This window comes from Vibrio sp. 10N.261.45.E2 (assembly GCF_002875705.1).
GTDB lineage: Bacteria > Pseudomonadota > Gammaproteobacteria > Enterobacterales > Vibrionaceae > Vibrio.
Genome location: NZ_MCZZ01000142.1, coordinates 1 through 17,314 on the forward strand (window position 1 = coordinate 1; position 17,314 = coordinate 17,314).

General features: G+C 46.1%; 15 protein-coding genes and 3 tRNA genes. 11 read left to right on the top strand and 7 right to left on the bottom strand.

The genetic code is table 11. From position 1 onward, the window contains the following. Positions 1–30: 30 nt before the first annotated feature. The 4 genes from BCT34_RS17085 to orn all read right to left on the bottom strand — a co-directional run bounded on the left by BCT34_RS17085 (position 31) and on the right by orn (position 1,086). Positions 31–107 (bottom strand) — tRNA-Met (locus BCT34_RS17085). A gap of 48 nt (positions 108–155) precedes the next feature. Further along, positions 156–231 (bottom strand) — tRNA-Gly (locus BCT34_RS17090). 53 nt (positions 232–284) lie between these two features. Continuing rightward, a tRNA-Gly gene (locus tag BCT34_RS17095) sits at positions 285–360 on the bottom strand. Positions 361–540: 180 nt separating this feature from the next. Further along, positions 541–1,086, bottom strand: coding sequence for an oligoribonuclease (orn, locus tag BCT34_RS17100; protein ID WP_010434065.1), 546 nt, complete (start codon positions 1,084–1,086; stop codon positions 541–543). Positions 1,087–1,236: 150 nt separating this feature from the next. Between orn and rsgA the strand changes: the two genes are divergently transcribed. The 5 genes from rsgA (at position 1,237) to BCT34_RS17130 (ending at position 8,266) form a co-directional block, all read left to right on the top strand. Continuing rightward, complete coding sequence (gene rsgA / locus BCT34_RS17105) at positions 1,237–2,292, top strand: small ribosomal subunit biogenesis GTPase RsgA (RefSeq protein ID WP_076657037.1); 1,056 nt, start codon at positions 1,237–1,239, stop codon at positions 2,290–2,292. 125 nt (positions 2,293–2,417) lie between these two features. Beyond that, positions 2,418–3,329, top strand: coding sequence for an archaetidylserine decarboxylase (asd, locus tag BCT34_RS17110; RefSeq protein ID WP_076657038.1), 912 nt, complete (start codon positions 2,418–2,420; stop codon positions 3,327–3,329). A 296-nt stretch (positions 3,330–3,625) separates the two neighbouring features. Continuing rightward, entirely contained in the window at positions 3,626–5,041 is a 1,416-nt protein-coding gene (locus BCT34_RS17120) for an SLC13 family permease (protein ID WP_076657040.1), read from the top strand. Between the two features lie 295 nt (positions 5,042–5,336). Further along, entirely contained in the window at positions 5,337–7,217 is a 1,881-nt protein-coding gene (locus BCT34_RS17125) for a methyl-accepting chemotaxis protein (protein WP_076657041.1), read from the top strand. Positions 7,218–7,378: 161 nt separating this feature from the next. Continuing rightward, on the top strand, positions 7,379–8,266 hold the full coding sequence (locus tag BCT34_RS17130) for a DMT family transporter (protein ID WP_076657042.1): 888 nt from the start codon (positions 7,379–7,381) through the stop codon (positions 8,264–8,266). A gap of 58 nt (positions 8,267–8,324) precedes the next feature. On the opposite strand, the gene epmA is transcribed toward BCT34_RS17130, so the two are convergent. Then, the gene (gene epmA / locus BCT34_RS17135; protein WP_076657043.1) at positions 8,325–9,296 is read right to left on the bottom strand and encodes an elongation factor P--(R)-beta-lysine ligase; all 972 of its coding nucleotides are present in this window, start codon (positions 9,294–9,296) and stop codon (positions 8,325–8,327) included. Between the two features lie 451 nt (positions 9,297–9,747). Between epmA and frdA the strand changes: the two genes are divergently transcribed. The 4 genes from frdA to frdD are packed head-to-tail and all read left to right on the top strand — an operon-like array spanning position 9,748 to position 13,152. Further along, complete coding sequence (gene frdA / locus BCT34_RS17145) at positions 9,748–11,571, top strand: fumarate reductase (quinol) flavoprotein subunit (RefSeq protein WP_076657045.1); 1,824 nt, start codon at positions 9,748–9,750, stop codon at positions 11,569–11,571. Next, the gene (locus BCT34_RS17150) at positions 11,571–12,350 is read left to right on the top strand and encodes a succinate dehydrogenase/fumarate reductase iron-sulfur subunit (protein WP_076657046.1); all 780 of its coding nucleotides are present in this window, start codon (positions 11,571–11,573) and stop codon (positions 12,348–12,350) included. The genes frdA and BCT34_RS17150 overlap by 1 nt, the downstream gene beginning before the upstream one ends. Position 12,351: 1 nt before the next feature. After that, entirely contained in the window at positions 12,352–12,735 is a 384-nt protein-coding gene (gene frdC, locus BCT34_RS17155; RefSeq protein ID WP_004741336.1) for a fumarate reductase subunit FrdC, read from the top strand. A gap of 12 nt (positions 12,736–12,747) precedes the next feature. Continuing rightward, a complete protein-coding gene (gene frdD, locus BCT34_RS17160) occupies positions 12,748–13,152 on the top strand; it encodes a fumarate reductase subunit FrdD (RefSeq protein WP_076657047.1) in 405 nt (134 codons plus the stop codon). Between the two features lie 236 nt (positions 13,153–13,388). Here the strand turns inward: frdD and efp are convergent, their stop codons facing one another. Further along, positions 13,389–13,955, bottom strand: coding sequence for an elongation factor P (gene efp, locus BCT34_RS17165; RefSeq protein ID WP_076657048.1), 567 nt, complete (start codon positions 13,953–13,955; stop codon positions 13,389–13,391). Between the two features lie 33 nt (positions 13,956–13,988). Between efp and epmB the strand changes: the two genes are divergently transcribed. Further along, positions 13,989–15,011, top strand: a complete 1,023-nt coding sequence (gene epmB, locus BCT34_RS17170) for an EF-P beta-lysylation protein EpmB (RefSeq protein WP_076657049.1) — start codon at positions 13,989–13,991, stop codon at positions 15,009–15,011. A 203-nt stretch (positions 15,012–15,214) separates the two neighbouring features. Then, positions 15,215–15,703, top strand: a complete 489-nt coding sequence (locus BCT34_RS17180) for an MgtC/SapB family protein (RefSeq protein ID WP_076657050.1) — start codon at positions 15,215–15,217, stop codon at positions 15,701–15,703. A gap of 65 nt (positions 15,704–15,768) precedes the next feature. Here the strand turns inward: BCT34_RS17180 and BCT34_RS17185 are convergent, their stop codons facing one another. Next, a complete protein-coding gene (locus BCT34_RS17185) occupies positions 15,769–17,247 on the bottom strand; it encodes a diguanylate cyclase (RefSeq protein WP_076657051.1) in 1,479 nt (492 codons plus the stop codon). Between the last annotated feature and the right edge of the window lie 67 nt (positions 17,248–17,314).

The window sequence follows — 17,314 nt, forward strand, 5'->3', positions numbered from 1 at the left end:
TTGGGCAACAGATAGCGCTTAACTGTAATGTGGTTGCGGGAGCCGGATTTGAACCGACGACCTTCGGGTTATGAGCCCGACGAGCTACCAAACTGCTCCATCCCGCGTCCGGATGCATCAATTAAGTTGATGAATCTTGCCTTAAAAGGCTAATTTGGAGCGATACATCGGGTTCGAACCGATGACCTCAACCTTGGCAAGGTTGCGCTCTACCAACTGAGCTAGTATCGCATTATAAAAGGTGTTTCACCTTTCGATTACCGCTTTCGCCATAACCTACAAATTGGAGCGATACATCGGGTTCGAACCGATGACCTCAACCTTGGCAAGGTTGCGCTCTACCAACTGAGCTAGTATCGCAATCTGAAAACGTCTTTCGCCGTTCAGGGCTGCGAATTATAAGAGCATTTTTTTGTGATGCAAGTCCTTAATGCAAAATTACGAAACTTTTTATTCAACTGCTGTAAAAGCACACAGATTTGCAAAAAAATTGGCTCTTATGTCCCTGAAAAGTTAGACAAACGTGATCATTTTATCTGACTAGATGTTAATAATCGTTTTTCGGTAGTACTGCAGCTCAGCGATCGACTCTCGAATATCATCTAACGCAAGGTGACTTCCCGACTTAGAAAAACCATCTAACACTTCAGGTTTCCAACGGCGAGTCAGCTCTTTCAGAGTACTTACGTCAACATAACGGTAGTGGAAGTACTCTTCCAACTCAGGCATGTGTTTGTATAGGAAACGGCGGTCTTGACCAATGCTGTTGCCACAAATCGGTGACTTACCTTTTGGTACCCATTTTTCAAGAAACTCAATCGTTTGTTGGATGGCATCTTGCTCTGAAACCGTGCTCTCTTGAATTCGCTTCACTAGGCCGCTGCCAGTGTGCGTCGTTGTGCACCACTCATCCATTTTGTCCAATTCACTCTGAGGTTGGTGAATAGCCAAAACAGGTCCTTCAGCCAGGATGTTAAGCTCACTATCAGTAACGATAGTCGCAATTTCAATGATTTTATGAGTTTCAGGATCAAGTCCTGTCATCTCTAGATCAACCCAAATAAGGTTCTGATCGCTAAAGGACATAAGGCGTCGCCTATTTGTTTATGTGTAAAAGAGGTACTATACCCAAATAACTATACTCAAACTAGCTTTAGGGCCATCGAAATCATGTGGTACCAGCAACATCCAGTTTGAGTCCCCAATCATCAAGTTAGATGTGTTAAGTGAAAAATTGTGGCTAAAAAAAAGAAGTTAACCAAAGGTCAAGTACGTCGAGTACGTAGCAACCAGAACAAGCGACTCAAGAAAGAAGATTCTATCCAGTGGGATGAGAACATGCTTGGTGGAACCAAAAGCGGACTCGTAATTACGCGCTTTGGCCAACATGCCGATATCGAAGATCTTGAAACTAACGAAGTTCATCGTTGTAACTTACGCCGTAGTATCGAGACTTTAGTTTCTGGTGACCGAGTGACTTGGCGCGCAGGCTTAGAATCCATGGCCGGCATTTCTGGCGTTGTGGAAGCGGTTGAACCGAGAACTTCAATGCTGACTCGCCCTGATTACTACGATGGCCTAAAGCCGGTTGCTGCGAACGTTGACCAAATGGTTATCGTATCGGCTGTGTTACCAGAGCTATCACTTAATATTATCGACCGCTATTTAATCGCTTCAGAAACAGTGAACATCGCGCCGCTTGTTGTGCTGAATAAGGTCGACCTGCTGACTGATGAGCAGGTTGCTGAATACCGTGAAACACTTAAAGAGTACGAGAAGATCGGCTACAAAGTGATGTTCGTGAGTAAAGAGTCTGGCTACGGCATCAAAGAACTGGAAGCTGAACTCAAAGATCGTATCAACATCTTTGTTGGTCAATCGGGCGTGGGTAAATCAAGCCTAGTGAACGCATTGATGCCAACGCTCGACATTGAAGAAGGTGAAGTCTCTGAGAACTCAGGTCTTGGCCAGCATACCACCACGGCAGCTCGTTTATACCACTTCCCTTCTGGCGGTGATCTTATTGATTCTCCAGGAGTTCGTGAATTCGGCCTATGGCACCTAGAAGCCGACGAAATCACGGAAGCCTTCATCGAGTTCAAGCCTTACCTTGGCGGTTGTAAATTCCGCGACTGTAAACACAACGATGACCCAGGCTGTATCCTGCGCGAAGCGGTAGAGAATGGGAAAATCAGTCGATTACGTTTCGACAACTACCACCGCATCATTGAAAGCATGGCGAGCAACAAAGATAACCGTCAGTATTCACGCAACAAAAAAGCCGATCTTTAATCGCGTTTTTGTGAACAAATGTGTGCATTTACTGACAATTGGCGCGAATTTAAGTAACATCTCGCGCCCTAAACCGTCATCGACAGATTTAATTGAAACACAATTAGCATTGGAAAATTAATACAATGGATAAGATTAAAGTTGGATTGCAGTACTGGATTCCACAACATGGACTGACTCGTCTAGTCGGCAAACTTGCGTCTGCTAAAGCGGGCGGCTTAACGACAGCGATCATCAACTGGTTCATCAAGCAATACAAAGTGAACATGGATGAAGCTCTGCATAGCGACCCAAAACACTTTAAAACATTCAATGAATTCTTCGTGCGTGAATTGAAAGAAGGCATGCGCCCTATCGCTGAGGGTGATTCTGTTATTGTTCACCCTGCAGATGCACGTGTAAGCCAATTTGGCCCAATTACTGATGGTCAACTGATTCAAGCGAAAGGCCATAACTACTCAGCTCGTGAGCTATTGGGTGGTGATGCTGCGCTAGCGGATGAGTTTAAAGACGGTGAGTTCGCAACGCTTTACCTGTCTCCAAGCGACTACCACCGCGTGCACATGCCATGCGACGGCACGCTGCGTCAGATGATCTACGTTCCGGGTGACCTTTTCTCTGTTAACCCGTTAACGGCTGAGAACGTTCCAAACCTATTCGCACGTAACGAGCGTGTCGTTTGTATCTTCGATACGGAATTTGGCCCAATGGCACAAGTGCTGGTTGGCGCAACTATCGTAGGTAGCATCGAGCAAGTATGGGCTGGCACCATCACTCCACCTCGCGGTAACTCGGTTTACAAGTGGGATTACCCAGCACAAGGTGACAAAGCAATCATCTTGAAGAAAGGTGAAGAGATGGGTCGCTTTAAGCTTGGTTCAACCGTTATCAACCTGTTCGCTAAAGATGCAATCAAGTTCGACGACACTATGCTAAATGGTGAGAAAACCGTTCTTGGTACTCCTTATGCGCACATTGCGGCTAAAGAAGTTGAGGCTGAAGCTGTTGATTCAGCAAAGAGTACTGACCAAGCTTAACGATTGAGTTAATTCATTCAGTTTTAAAGGCGCGTTGCTTTTTCTATTTCAGAGAAGAACGCGCCTTTTTCTTATCTAGTTCGAGGCTCTTCTCCTCAAGATTTCAACCAATCTAACTACCGACAACCTTGTTCCCTACGAGCCGGACGTCGAATTGCCCAGAAAAAATATTGACCAAAAACAAAACAACTGTCGAAACCTTAAACAACTTTTCGATTTTACAACCCGTCTCCAAGTACAAAAAATCCAGATAACTTACTCTATTTGAAGATATTTTATTCATAGGGTCTTTGTACATGCCTAAACTCAATGTTGGCGTTCTGGTCAAGCTGTTGATTTGTTTTGCGATTCCCTTAGGCGTGCTATTCATGCCGATAGATTCAATACCAATCGATGATCTTACGCTGATTCAACACCGCTTATTGGCAATATTCTTGTTGGCCGCTCTGCTGTGGGTGCTTGAGCCTGTTCCGGTATTCGCGACTTCCATTTTGATCATTGCGCTTGAATTGGTGATGATTTCCGACAAAGGCCTCCACTTATTTAGAAATCCACCAGCGGGACACGATCTCGGTGAGTTAATTAACTATACCGACATCTTCGGTGCATTTTCATCACCAATCATCATTCTATTCATGGGTGGTTTTGCTCTTGCGATATCGGCATCTAAATACGAACTCGACAACAATTTAGCGCGAGTGCTACTCAAACCCTTTGGCACAGAGCCGCGCTTTATTATGTTGGGCTTAATGCTGATCACCGCAGTGTTCTCGATGTTCATGTCTAATACCGCTACCACAGTCATGATGCTTGCGTTGCTCGGTCCTATCGTAGCTTCTGCACCAAAAGGTGATATGGGGATTAAAGCGCTCGTATTATGTATTCCAATTGCTGCTAATACCGGTGGTATCGCAACACCCATCGGTACACCACCCAATGCCATCGCGCTGCAATACCTAACGGGTGAAAACACCATCGACTTCCTCAGTTGGATGATGATGGGCTTACCCTTTGTGATCATCCAACTCACCATTGCTTGGTTCCTTCTTCAGAAAATCTTCCCTTCCAAGCAGAAGAACATGGTGCTCAAGCTCGACGGGCAATTCAGAAAGAGCTGGCGAGCGATTGTGGTTTACATCACCTTCGCGGCAACAATCTTATTGTGGATGACCACCAAACTGCACGGCATGAACACCTATGTGGTCTCTATCATTCCACTGGCTGTTTTCACTTTGACTGGCATCATGGGCAAAGAAGAAATCAAGCTGATTAACTGGGATGTGTTATGGCTAGTTGCGGGTGGTATTGCGATTGGTATCGGCCTTGATAAAACAGGTTTAGCTGCGGCACTTGCACACGCGATTGATTATGAGTCACTGTCACCAGCAGCTGTGGTACTGACGTTATCCATTGTGTGTTGGTTAATGGCGAACTTCATGTCGAACACCGCGACGGCCAACTTGTTGATGCCAATAGCCGCTGCGATTGGCGCATCCATGGAAAGCCTAGTTGCAATTGGTGGCCTGCAAGGCTTACTAGTTGTGGTCGCCTTCTCAGCGTCACTTGGTATGATTTTGCCAGTATCGACACCGCCAAACTCACTGGCGTACTCGACTGGACTTATCGAAAGTAAAGACATGGCGAAGATGGGCATCATCTTAGGTATTGTCGGTTTGCTAATGGTTTACCTCGCGTTGTTTATCATCACCTAATAGACGTTCAACGATCACCCTTACTCCAGACTAAGGCGCTAAATGTAAATTTAGCGCCTATTCGCGCTGTATCACGGATGATTACCAGAACAAACAATTGATTTTTAATCAATTAATAACTGTGATTTTACTTCACTGTTTTACAAAAAGCAGAGTAAATATATTTAGAATTTATGATTTCAAACACATTCATTCTGCCTAAGACAGCGGCACTATACACGCATCAGAGACACATCAATTCACCATCAAGTACGTCACCGTAGTTAGGTTTTTGTCTAATAGAGAGGAATAGACCTTGAGACATACTATTAAATTTAAAATTCAGATCGCCATTGCGGTCATTATCGCCGTCGTGAGTGGCGCTCAAGCCTGGATATCGGTTAATCAACTGACTCAAGAAACTGAAGTCGCGATCAACCAAGAAGTGAAGAATGTCAGTGCAGGAACAACCAATTACATTGCCGATTGGCTGTCGACTCGCAGTAACATGATGCTGGCCAATGAGCCAACCATTTCAAGCAACAGTAATTCAGACCGCGAGTTATTAATCACCAAGCAAGCCGGGCAGTTCTTGTCTGTTTATGCAGGATTCAGCGACGGCACTATCGCTTATGGCGACAAAAGTGAAGATTGGCCAGCAGGCTACGACCCACGCACTCGCCCTTGGTATAAAGATGCCAACGCAACATCCGATCTTATCATTACCGAACCGTATCAAGATTTCGATGGCAGCATTGTTATCAGCTTTGCGAGAGCATTCAACGGTAAAAGGCAAGGTGTTCTCGCGGCAGATTTAACCGTAACTAGCATTATCGATACCGTCCTCAATGTGAAACTGGATAACGATGGCTTTGCATTTTTAGTGGATGGTAACAACAATATCGTTGCCTACAGTGATGAAGAACTCAGCCAAAAGCCACTGACAAGTTTGAACCCAGAGCTAACGACCAATAAAGTGTCGCAACTTATCCAAGACCAGATGATCACCACACTAACTTGGCCAGGCCAAGGGGATAAACTGGTCTACATCGCCAATGTCCCGAATACTGATTGGTCGTTAGGTATTGTTATCGATAAGAAAATGGCTTTCTCTGCGGTCTCTGACGCGATTCAATTCATATCCCTAACCTCTTTGGTTTTATACATCGTCATTTCGATTGCGAGCACAATGGTGATCAACCGACTGCTTTCTCCACTACAAACCTTGTCTGAAGCGTTGACTCAGCTTGCTCAAGGTAGAGGTGACCTCACTCAACGTATTGATATCACGCGTATGGATGAGATAGGCAAACTGGCCGAGCTTGTGAACCAGTTCTTAAGCCAGATGCAAAGCATGTTGAAGGGCGTCATAGAGCATAGCCACGATTTAAACAATCATGCTGAAAAAGCCAATCAACTGGCGACCCAATCCTCCATTCGAGTTGAGAATCAACAAAACGATATCAACCAAATTGCCACCGCGATTCATGAGATGTCCGCCACAGCAGCAGAAGTGGCGAGCCATGCAGAACTCACTGCTTCCGCTTCTCAAGCTTCGGCGACCGCTTGTAACGAAGGCCAAGAGGTTATTCAACAAAACCGCGATGCGATTACTGGCCTCGCGACTCAAGTTGAAGACGCAGCCAATGTTATTCGTGAATTAGAAAGTAATGCTCAAAGCATCAACAAGATCCTATCCACCATTCAAGGCATCGCAGAACAAACCAACCTGTTGGCATTGAATGCCGCGATTGAAGCGGCGCGTGCGGGAGAACAAGGCCGTGGATTTGCGGTTGTTGCAGACGAGGTTCGAGTGCTAAGCCAAAGAACGCATGGCTCAACGGAAGAAATCCGCGTGATGATTGATACGCTGCAGAAGAATACCGAACATGCCGTTGAAAGCATGACCACCAGCACTCAACTGGCAGAGAACAGTGTTGGCTTCGCAGAACAAGCTCACGGCAGCCTGACTAAAATCACTCAAGCAATCACTGAAATCAACGATATGGCGTTGCAAATAGCGAGTGCTGCAGAAGAGCAACGCGCGGTAAGCGAAGATATCAGTCGTAATACGCAAGGGATCAAAGATGCCTCTGACGATCTTGCACAACAAGCTGAAAGCAGCCGTAATAGTTCAAATGAAATGAGTCACGCTGCTGAGTCGATGCGCCGAGACGTAGAACGGTTCAAGGTATAAGGCACTCCTAGTCGCGAAGGCTAATCAACGACAAAAGGAAAACGGGAGTAAACCAACAGCTGAGAATAAAGCGGTTCTTTTATTAAGAATCACTTTGTTCTCAGTTTGGTTTAATGCATATTAATGAGCTAATTTATCCCAGACACAAGGATGTTATTCAGATGGGATTCGAATGGTTGGCTCTTGCCGCTGCCTTTCTTTGGGCGATTGCGAGCCTAATGTCCGTAAAGCCTGCTCAGCACTTGGGTTCCTTCGCCTATAGCCGCTGGCGTATGGGTTGCACCGCGATCATCTTATCGAGTATGGCTTGGTTTACCGGTGGTTGGTCAACGGTCGAAGCTAGCCTAGTCACACCGATGATGCTATCTGGGCTGATTGGCATCTTCATTGGTGATACCGCCCTATTTGCTTGTTTGAATCGAATGGGACCGCGCCAAGCAGGTTTGCTGTTCTCTTGTCACGCCGTGTTCTCAGCGATTCTCGGTTACTTCCTGTTTAGCGAAAGCATGACGTCTGTTGAGCTGATTGGCTCGGCGTTGGTGTTTAGTGGTGTATTAACCGCGATATTCTTTGGTCGTCGAGGCCAAGCCAACAACCAACTCGAAACCATCAAGGGCACCGTGTGGATTGGTGTTGCCCTCGGGATCACAGCAGCTATCTGTCAAGCCTTAGGCGGCATTATCGCCAAACCCGTGATGCAAACCAGTATCGACCCAGTTGCCGCTTCTGCGATTCGAATGATCTCCGCCTTTGTCGCCCACTCCGCATTTCGTTTAACCGGCGCCAAGCTCTCTCGCGCAATCAACCCGATGAATGGTCAGATATTTACGATTACCGCAGTGAACGGCTTTTTAGCGATGGCGGTGGGAATGACGCTGATCTTGTATGCATTGCAAGAAGGCAATGTCGGCATGGTTGCTCTGTTATCTTCAACCACACCTATCATGCTGTTACCAATCCTATGGCTGTACACCAAGCAAAGACCGAATGCCTATGCTTGGATCGGTGCCATTGTTGCCGTCATTGGGACTGGTATTCTAGTCAAATAGCGGCACTGGTATTCTGGTCAGTTAGCCAAACAGTAAGTAAGGCTAACTGAGTCGTGAGCTAAGAACGTGGGAACGGAAAAGCCGTCACGTCATCGATGTGATCGTAACCCAAAGCCAGCATGATCAGGCGATCAATACCTAAAGCAACACCCGCACAATCTGGTAAGCCCGCTTTTAATGCCTCAATCAAGTGATGGTCAATCGGTTGAGGTGATAAGCCCATCTCAATACGTTTGGCATTGTCGTCTTCAAAGCGTTTGAGCTGCTCTTGTGGCTTATCCAGCTCATGGAAGCCGTTTGCCAGCTCGATGCCTTTGAAATACACCTCAAAGCGATCGGCTACGCGTGAATCCTCGGGGTTAATCTTAGCTAATGCCGCTTGTGAAGCAGGGAAATCATAAACAAACGCTGGTACTGTTTGACCAATCTTTTCTTCAACACCTACACTGAACAGCAGTTGAAGTAAGGTATCGCGATCTTGTTCAGGGTCAGCAATGTCGCTGAGTCCAAGCTTTGCCGCCGCTTGCTTTAACGTATCCATAGAATCTTCCAATGGACACACACCCAACACATCAACAAAGGCTTGTTGGTAAGTCATTCTTTGTGCTGGGCCCGACTTAAGGATTTGCTGTAACAGCCGATCCATCTCATCCATCAAGTCATGGTGATCAAAACCAACGCGATACCACTCCAGCATAGTGAACTCTGGGTTGTGGTAACGACCGTTCTCTTCATTACGAAACGACTTACAAATTTGATAAATACAGCCACTGCCCGCTGCCAATAGACGTTTCATATGAAACTCAGGGCTAGTCATAAAGAATAGAGGCTGACCGTGCGCATAACCCGGCCCTACGAATTCAGTTTTGAAAGTATGTAAATGCACGTCCGTTACCGTCGCGTGGCTCATCGCAGGCGTGTCCACTTCCATCACGTTTCGATCAGCGAAGAACTGACGAATTTGATTAAGGATATCAGCACGTTGCTTTAACTGTTGAATGGTTGCGGCCGGTTGCCATGTAGAGTGCATTACTATGTTCCATATTACTGAATTCTAGGCGACGGAAATTATCACTTTTCGCTGCTTTTGTAAGCTTCTATCTTTGGATTAATTAAACCAGCGTGCTGTTTGCATGAAGCCAGAAAATCACGTTCTACAATACAATTACTCATATTTCACCGCCCTCAATATTGATAACAAAAATCATACTCAACAAGCCGTTAACACAAGCCTTGTGGGTGAATCGTTATCAACAATTCATTGCCGTGATTGCAGTCACATAACCTATAATTTCTATGCCTCCATATGCATTACCGACCTAAAAACCCAAATGCATCAACTTTTCGAATACCTTCCTCTCTTACACTGAACCTACCACTTAAGGCTTAGGGGTGATAAACGATTCCTACGATTTAGAACCTCCTAAATAGGCTTTTTATAATAACAAGCGGAATACTCCGCATCACACTGGAGAATAACTGTGAAGACAATTACCACAGATATCGCAGTCATCGGCGCAGGCGGCGCTGGTCTTCGTACAGCAATTGCAGCAGCTGAAGCTAATCCTGAACTGGAAGTAGCACTGATTTCTAAAGTTTACCCAATGCGTTCGCACACGGTAGCGGCAGAGGGCGGTTCAGCAGCGGTAATCAAAGACGAAGATAGCTTAGATAACCACTTCAACGATACTGTTGGCGGCGGCGACTGGCTATGTGAACAGGATGTTGTTGAATACTTTGTTGAAAACGCGACTCGCGAAATGATCCAAATGGAACAATGGGGCTGCCCATGGAGTCGTAAAGAAAACGGTGAAGTAAACGTACGCCGATTCGGCGGTATGAAGGTAGAAAGAACGTGGTTCGCTGCGGATAAAACCGGCTTCCACATGCTTCATACTCTGTTCCAGACTTCGATGAAGTACGACCAAATCAAACGATTTGATGAGTACTTTGTGGTGGATTTGCTCGTTGAGGAAGGCGAAATTCAAGGCCTAATCGCGATTCACATGTCTGAAGGTGAGCTTGTTACCATCAAAGCGAAGTCTGTTGTTCTAGCAACAGGTGGCGCAGGTCGTGTGTACCACTGTAATACCAACGGCGGCATCGTAACGGGCGACGGTATGGCAATGGCTTATCGCCACGGTGTACCACTGCGTGATATGGAGTTCGTTCAATACCACCCAACAGGTCTACCAGGTACTGGCATCTTGATGACTGAAGGTTGTCGTGGTGAAGGCGGTATTATCGTTAACAAGAACGGCTACCGTTACCTACAAGATTACGGCATGGGCCCTGAAACTCCAGTGGGCGAGCCGAAGAACAAATACATGGAACTGGGTCCTCGTGACAAAGTTTCTCAAGCATTCTGGCACGAGCAGCAAAAAGGCAACACCATCAAGCACCCTCTTGGTGATGTCGTACACCTTGACCTTCGCCACCTTGGTGAAGAGTACCTGCAAGAGCGTCTACCGTTTATCTGTGAGCTAGCAAAAGCGTACGTAAACGTCGACCCAGCAAAAGAGCCAATCCCAATTCGCCCGACCGTTCACTACACCATGGGTGGTATTGAAACTAACGGTACCTGTGAAACTCGCATTAAAGGTCTATTCGCTGTTGGTGAATGTGCTTCAGTTGGTCTGCACGGTGCAAACCGCCTAGGTTCTAACTCTCTGGCTGAGTTCGTAGTATTTGGCCGCGTAGCTGGTGAAGAAGCAGTGAAACGCGCTGCTGAATTCAAAGGCTGGAACGAAGAGTCTATCGCTAAGCAAGTGAAAGCGGTTGAAGATCGCATCGCTGGCATCTTGGCTCAAGAAGGCGACGAGAACTGGGCTGATATCCGTACTGAAATGGGTCACACCATGGAAGCGGGTTGTGGTATCTACCGTCAAGAAGACTTGATGCAAGAAACCATCGACAAAATCACTGAACTGAAAGCTCGTTACAAGAAGATCAGCATTAAAGACAAAGGTAAAGTGTTCAACACCGACCTACTTTACGCTATCGAAGTGGGTTACGGCCTAGAAGTTGCCGAAGCGATGGTTCACTCAGCGATTCTTCGTAAAGAGTCTCGCGGTGCACACCAACGTCTAGACGACAACTGCACAGAACGTGATGACGTGAACTTCCTGAAACACTCTCTATCGTTCTACAACGAAGATGCAGCACCAACCATCGACTACAGCGGCGTTAAGATTACGAAATCTCAACCTAAAGCTCGCCTATACGGTGAAGCAGCAGAGAAAGCCGCTGCCGCTGAAAAAGCAGCAGAAGAGAATGCGAAGAAGAGCGAAGAGGAGCAAGCATAATGTCAGCGAACCGTATCCAAAAAGTAGACATTCTGCGCTACGACCCAGAGAAAGATGCAGAACCTTACATGCAGACTTTCGAAGTCCCATTCGATGAAACCATGTCAGTACTTGACGCGATTGGCTACATCAAAGACTACCAAGATAAAGACCTGTCTTACCGTTGGTCTTGTCGTATGGCGATCTGTGGCTCTTGCGGCATCATGGTTGATGGCGTGCCAAAGCTAGCGTGTAAGAGCTTCTTACGTGACTACCCGAACGGCCTGACTATCGAGCCATTAGCTAACTTCCCAATCGAGAAAGATTTGATTGTCGATATGACGCCGTTCATCGAGCGCCTTGAAGCGATCAAACCATACATCATTGGTAACGATCGTAAACCTGAAGACGGCACTAACATCCAGACTCCAGAGCAAATGGCGAAATACAAACAGTTCGCTGGCTGCATCAACTGTGGTCTGTGCTACGCAGCATGTCCTCAATTCGGTCTAAACCCTGAGTTCATCGGCCCTGCGGCACTGACTCTTGCTCACCGTTACAACCTAGATAGCCGTGACAACGGTAAAGATGAGCGCATGAAGCTTATCAATGGTGAAAACGGCGCTTGGGGCTGTACGTTCGTTGGTTACTGTTCTGAAGTATGTCCGAAGAAAGTAGACCCAGCGGCTGCGGTAAACCAAGGCAAAGTTGAGTCTTCAATGGACTTCGTTATCTCGATGTTCAAACCAGATGGTACATCAGTTAGCAAGAACCAAGTAAAAACTACAGAGGAGGCATAAGATGAGCAATCGTAAGCCTTATGTTCGTGAGATGAAGAGAACGTGGTGGAGCAACCATCCGTTCTACCGCTTCTACATGCTACGTGAAGCGACTGTACTGCCTTTGATTCTGTTCACTGTGTTCCTAACCTTCGGTTTGGGTGCGCTTGTGAAAGGCCCTGAAGCGTGGGCTGGTTGGTTGAGCTTTATGGCTAACCCTATCGTTGTCGGTATTAATATCGTGGCACTGCTAGGTAGCTTAATGCACGCTCAAACCTTCTTCAGCATGATGCCTCAAGTAATGCCAATTCGCCTTAAAGGCAAATTGGTCGATAAGAGAATCATCGTACTGACCCAGTGGGCAGCGGTGGCTTTTATTTCTTTAATCGTTCTTGTTGTGGTGTAAGGAGCTTTCGTTATGAACACAAATTACAAAGTAAAACCTGTTAACCACCTTAAGTCTGTCAATCAAAACCCTAAACGCTCTGATGAGCCAATCTGGTGGGGCCTATTCGGCGCTGGCGGTACTTGGTTCGCGATGATCACTCCGATCACGATTTTAGTGTTAGGTATCTTAGTGCCAATGGGCATTATCGATGCGGACGCAATGAGCTACGAGCGTGTGTCTGAGTTCGCAACCAGCATTATCGGTGCGCTATTCATCATCGGTACACTGGCACTGCCAATGTGGCACGCTATGCACCGTCTTCACCACGGCATGCACGACCTTAAGTTCCACGTCGGTGTTGCAGGTAAAGTGGGCTGCTACTTCTTCGCAGGCCTAATCAGCGCGCTATCTGTTATTTTCATCTTTATGATCTAACAACTAAGAGCAGATTCGGGATTCGAGTAATCGAGATTCGAAAAGCTTAAGAGCGAAAAGACTAAAAGCAGAACAAGTTATCTTGTTCTGCTTTTTTGTTGCTTGTCGAATATCACCCGCTCTTGCTCTTCCAGGTCTTCGCATCCCGTATCTCGTTTACTCTTATCTGCTCTTTCCTGATCTTGATATACAAAAAAAGGCCGCCTAAGCGACCTTTTTCAGATACTTGAAGTAAATTACTTCACACGACCAACGTATTCGCCAGTACGAGTATCAACTTTAACAACTTCACCGATAGCGATGAATAGAGGAACGCGAACTACCGCGCCTGTTGCTAGAGTTGCAGGCTTACCGCCAGTACCTTGCGTGTCGCCTTTCAGGCCAGGATCGGTTTCTGTTACTGCGATCTCAACAAAGTTTGGTGGAGTTACTGTGATAGGGTTATCATTCCACAACGTTAGAGTACATACGTCGTTTTCAACTAACCATTTCGCTGTATCGCCAACTGCTTTTACTTCAGCAGCGATTTGCTCGAATGTTTCATTGTTCATGAAGTGGTAGAATTCGCCATCGCTGTATAGGTAGCCTAGTTCAACGTCTACAACGTCCGCTAGTTCTACTGTATCGCCTGACTTAAATGTTTTCTCTAACACTTTGCCTGACAGCAGTTTACGAAGTTTAACACGGTTAAACGCTTGGCCTTTACCTGGCTTAACGTATTCATTTTCGATAATTGAGCAAGGCTCGTTATCCATCATGAATTTTAAACCGCCTTTGAATTCATTGGTGCTTACTGACGCCATGATTTTCTCTTCCACATCTTTGAGTTAATTTCAATGCCGCATATCATAACCCGAAAAGTCGAATCTGTTGAGCAAAACTGGCTCAAACAACTATCGAATGCGATCTCTGACCCGACAAAATTGCTTGAGGCATTGGAAATAGACCCAACACCGTGGCAAGCAGGCTTTGCTGCACGTGAGTTATTTGCGCTGCGGGTTCCTCTTAGCTTTGTCGACCGAATGGAAAAAGGCAACCCACACGACCCTTTGCTGCGACAGGTTTTACCGCTCAGCGAAGAGTTTGAGGTTCATCCAGGTTATTCAGCCGATCCACTGGAAGAGCAAGAAAACGCGATTCCTGGGTTGCTACACAAATACAAAAACCGTGCATTGATGATTGTGAAAGGTGGCTGTGCGATTAACTGCCGCTACTGCTTCCGCCGTCACTTTCCGTACCAAGATAACAAAGGCTCAAAGTCTGTTTGGCAAACTAGCCTCGACTATGTGTCTGCGCACCCAGAGATCAACGAGGTCATCTTGTCCGGTGGTGATCCTTTGATGGCCAAAGACAACGAACTCGAATGGTTGATTCACGCCATCGAACAAATCCCTCATATAAAAACCGTTCGAATCCATAGCCGATTACCAGTTGTAATCCCTGCTCGAGTGACAGATGAACTGTGCCAGTTGTTAGCTCAGACTCGTCTCAACGTGGTGATGGTGAGCCATATTAATCATGCCAATGAAATCAACTTAGAACTTAAGCAAGCCTTCCATAAGTTGAAGCAAAGTGGCGTGACCCTGCTAAACCAAGGTGTGATGCTTAAAGGGGTTAATAACAGCGCTAACTCATTGAAAAATTTAAGTGAAAGGCTATTCGATGCGGGTGTTTTACCTTACTATATGCATGTACTTGATAAAGTTCAGGGCGCTGCTCATTTCTATATTTCTGATGAAGAAGCGAAGCATCATTTTAAGGGGTTAATCTCTGAGGTTTCTGGCTACTTGGTGCCTAAGCTAACTCGTGAGATTGGTGGACGCAGCAGCAAGACGCCACTCGATCTGCACATTGAATAACTCTATCTCGAACAATGGTCGCTTCTTATCGTCTTGAGTATCAAGAAGCGACTGAGACCACGACACCGGTCTTCACCTTAACAACAGATGGCTGCTAGACTTTAAGCCACCTTTATCAATCGTTAAGACAAAAAGTTTTTGTTCGATCGTCCGGTCTATTATTAGCATACTCGGCTCTATTCTAAATTTTTAGGAGGGGTGATATGACACAATTTATAGAACAAACTCTCAACCTTGCCCCCTTTAGCTGGGCAGGCCTTGCAGTATGCATGCTGTGTGGTTCGTTAATCGGCATCGAAAGGCAAACACGCGGCAAACCGGTCGGGATCAGGACATCAATTCTGATCATCAGCGGTACCTATTTCTTCCTTACTATGGCGATTAGCCTTTCCCCTAACACGCTCGATCAAGCTCGTGTGCTTGGCCAGATCATTACTGGGGTGGGTTTCCTTGGTGCGGGTGTCATGATGACTCTCGACGGCAAGATTCACGGTGTAACCTCGGCCGCAATTATCTGGGTGCTCGCTGCATTAGGTATGATGATCGCCCTTGGTCACCTTTCACAGTCCGTGATTATCACGCTGTTGGCACTAGTGATTCTGCTTGGTGTCGATAAAGTAGAAAACAGCTTCCAAAGCCTACGCCGCGGTGTGCACCAAAAATGGATGCGAAAAGGTCGCGTGAAGAAGTGACGTCAACCTGAGACAGACATTAAAAAGGCCTAGTCACACGACTAGGCCTTTGTGTATCCGACTAATTAATAAACACGAATACACACTTGATTCTTACCCGCAGCCTTTGCCTTATAAAGCTGCTCATCCGACGAACGAATACTCTGGTTTTCCCATAAGTGCCCTACACTGTCGAACTTGTACAGGGAGTAAAGTGTCGCGCCACCAGACACAGAAATCCTAACCTTGTCTCCTGTGGGACACCGATAGCTTTGCAGACTAATGTCGTTTTGAATTCGCTCAAAGATTGATGAAAGCAACTCAGACGATTCCCCCGTAATCGCGACAACAAACTCCTCGCCACCAAATCTCGCGACGATATCTTGCTGTCTAACGCTGTTCATCATCAGTTGAGCAACATGACAGATCACTTCGTCTCCGATCTTGTGCCCATAGCGGTCATTCACCTCTTTAAAGTCGTCAATATCAAACACACCGAAGCCAATAATCGGTGCTTCTTCTTGTGCTAACAATTTAGCTTCAAAGCCTCGGCGATTCAGTAAGCCCGTTAATGGGTCGCGCATTGCTAGGTTATTCAAACGCTGGTGTTCTTGTTTTGTGTAAAAGCGCCATAGCCATAAAACCGAAAGCAGATACAAAACCAACAGTATCGAAAGCTGAATCTTCTCCATCTCCAATACATGTAGAAAGTGCTCGCTCTTATCTTCTTCAATACTCAGGTATAACTGGGTGTTTATGCCATCAACATACAGAGGCTTAGAATAGGTAAAGTCCATAAAGCCGTATTTGTTTGCGCCTCGCGTACTTGTGACTTTATAGCCATGGGTAGGGTTTGATACTAGGTTAGAGACATAGCCATCGACACCCAATACCCCTTTAAACTCACCATTAACGTAAATCCCTTTGGTTAAGGTCACCACTTTTTGACCTGTCAGATAATCATCGTATTGGCCGGTATACACCACTTGGTCTTTGCCTTGCGATAGGCCAAAGCGAACCGTATTGATCCAATATGGTCGGCTATTTACGACAGAGTCGAACGTATCACCTTTCATATATTGGGCAATATCAGAGGGGGAAGAGATAATAAACTTCTCTTTCGAGATGAAGTAGATCGCTGAGATGGTATCAATGGTATTGGCGAAATAGGCCATGGTAGGCGCAATAAACAAACGCTTACCCGCTTCAGTATAAAGGTCCGATTTCGGGTTACACATCTCGCGAGGGCCAGAGAACATAAAATCAAAACGAGGGGCATGCTGCTCCTCACTAGTGAAGTAGCACGTCTCACCTTCAATCTTTTTGTCATGCGAGAATACGTAGGTATCCCCATGTAGTGGATAAAGCGCAGTGATGTTGTACTCAAGCGCATTTATGATCTGTGTGAGCTCCGCTAAAGAGCGTGTCACGCCTTGGTTTTCGATTCCATACTGTTTATCTGATTCTTCCGCTGAATCAACGAGCAACAAGCTCAAAACTACTAAAAAACTGGCGGTCAGACTTAAAAAAGCCTTTTTAAAATCGATGGTATGGTGGTTAATCAAAGCATATAAATCATCATTGAGAATTTATCGCACATTGTACCTATAAATTAGAACATCGCAACAATAA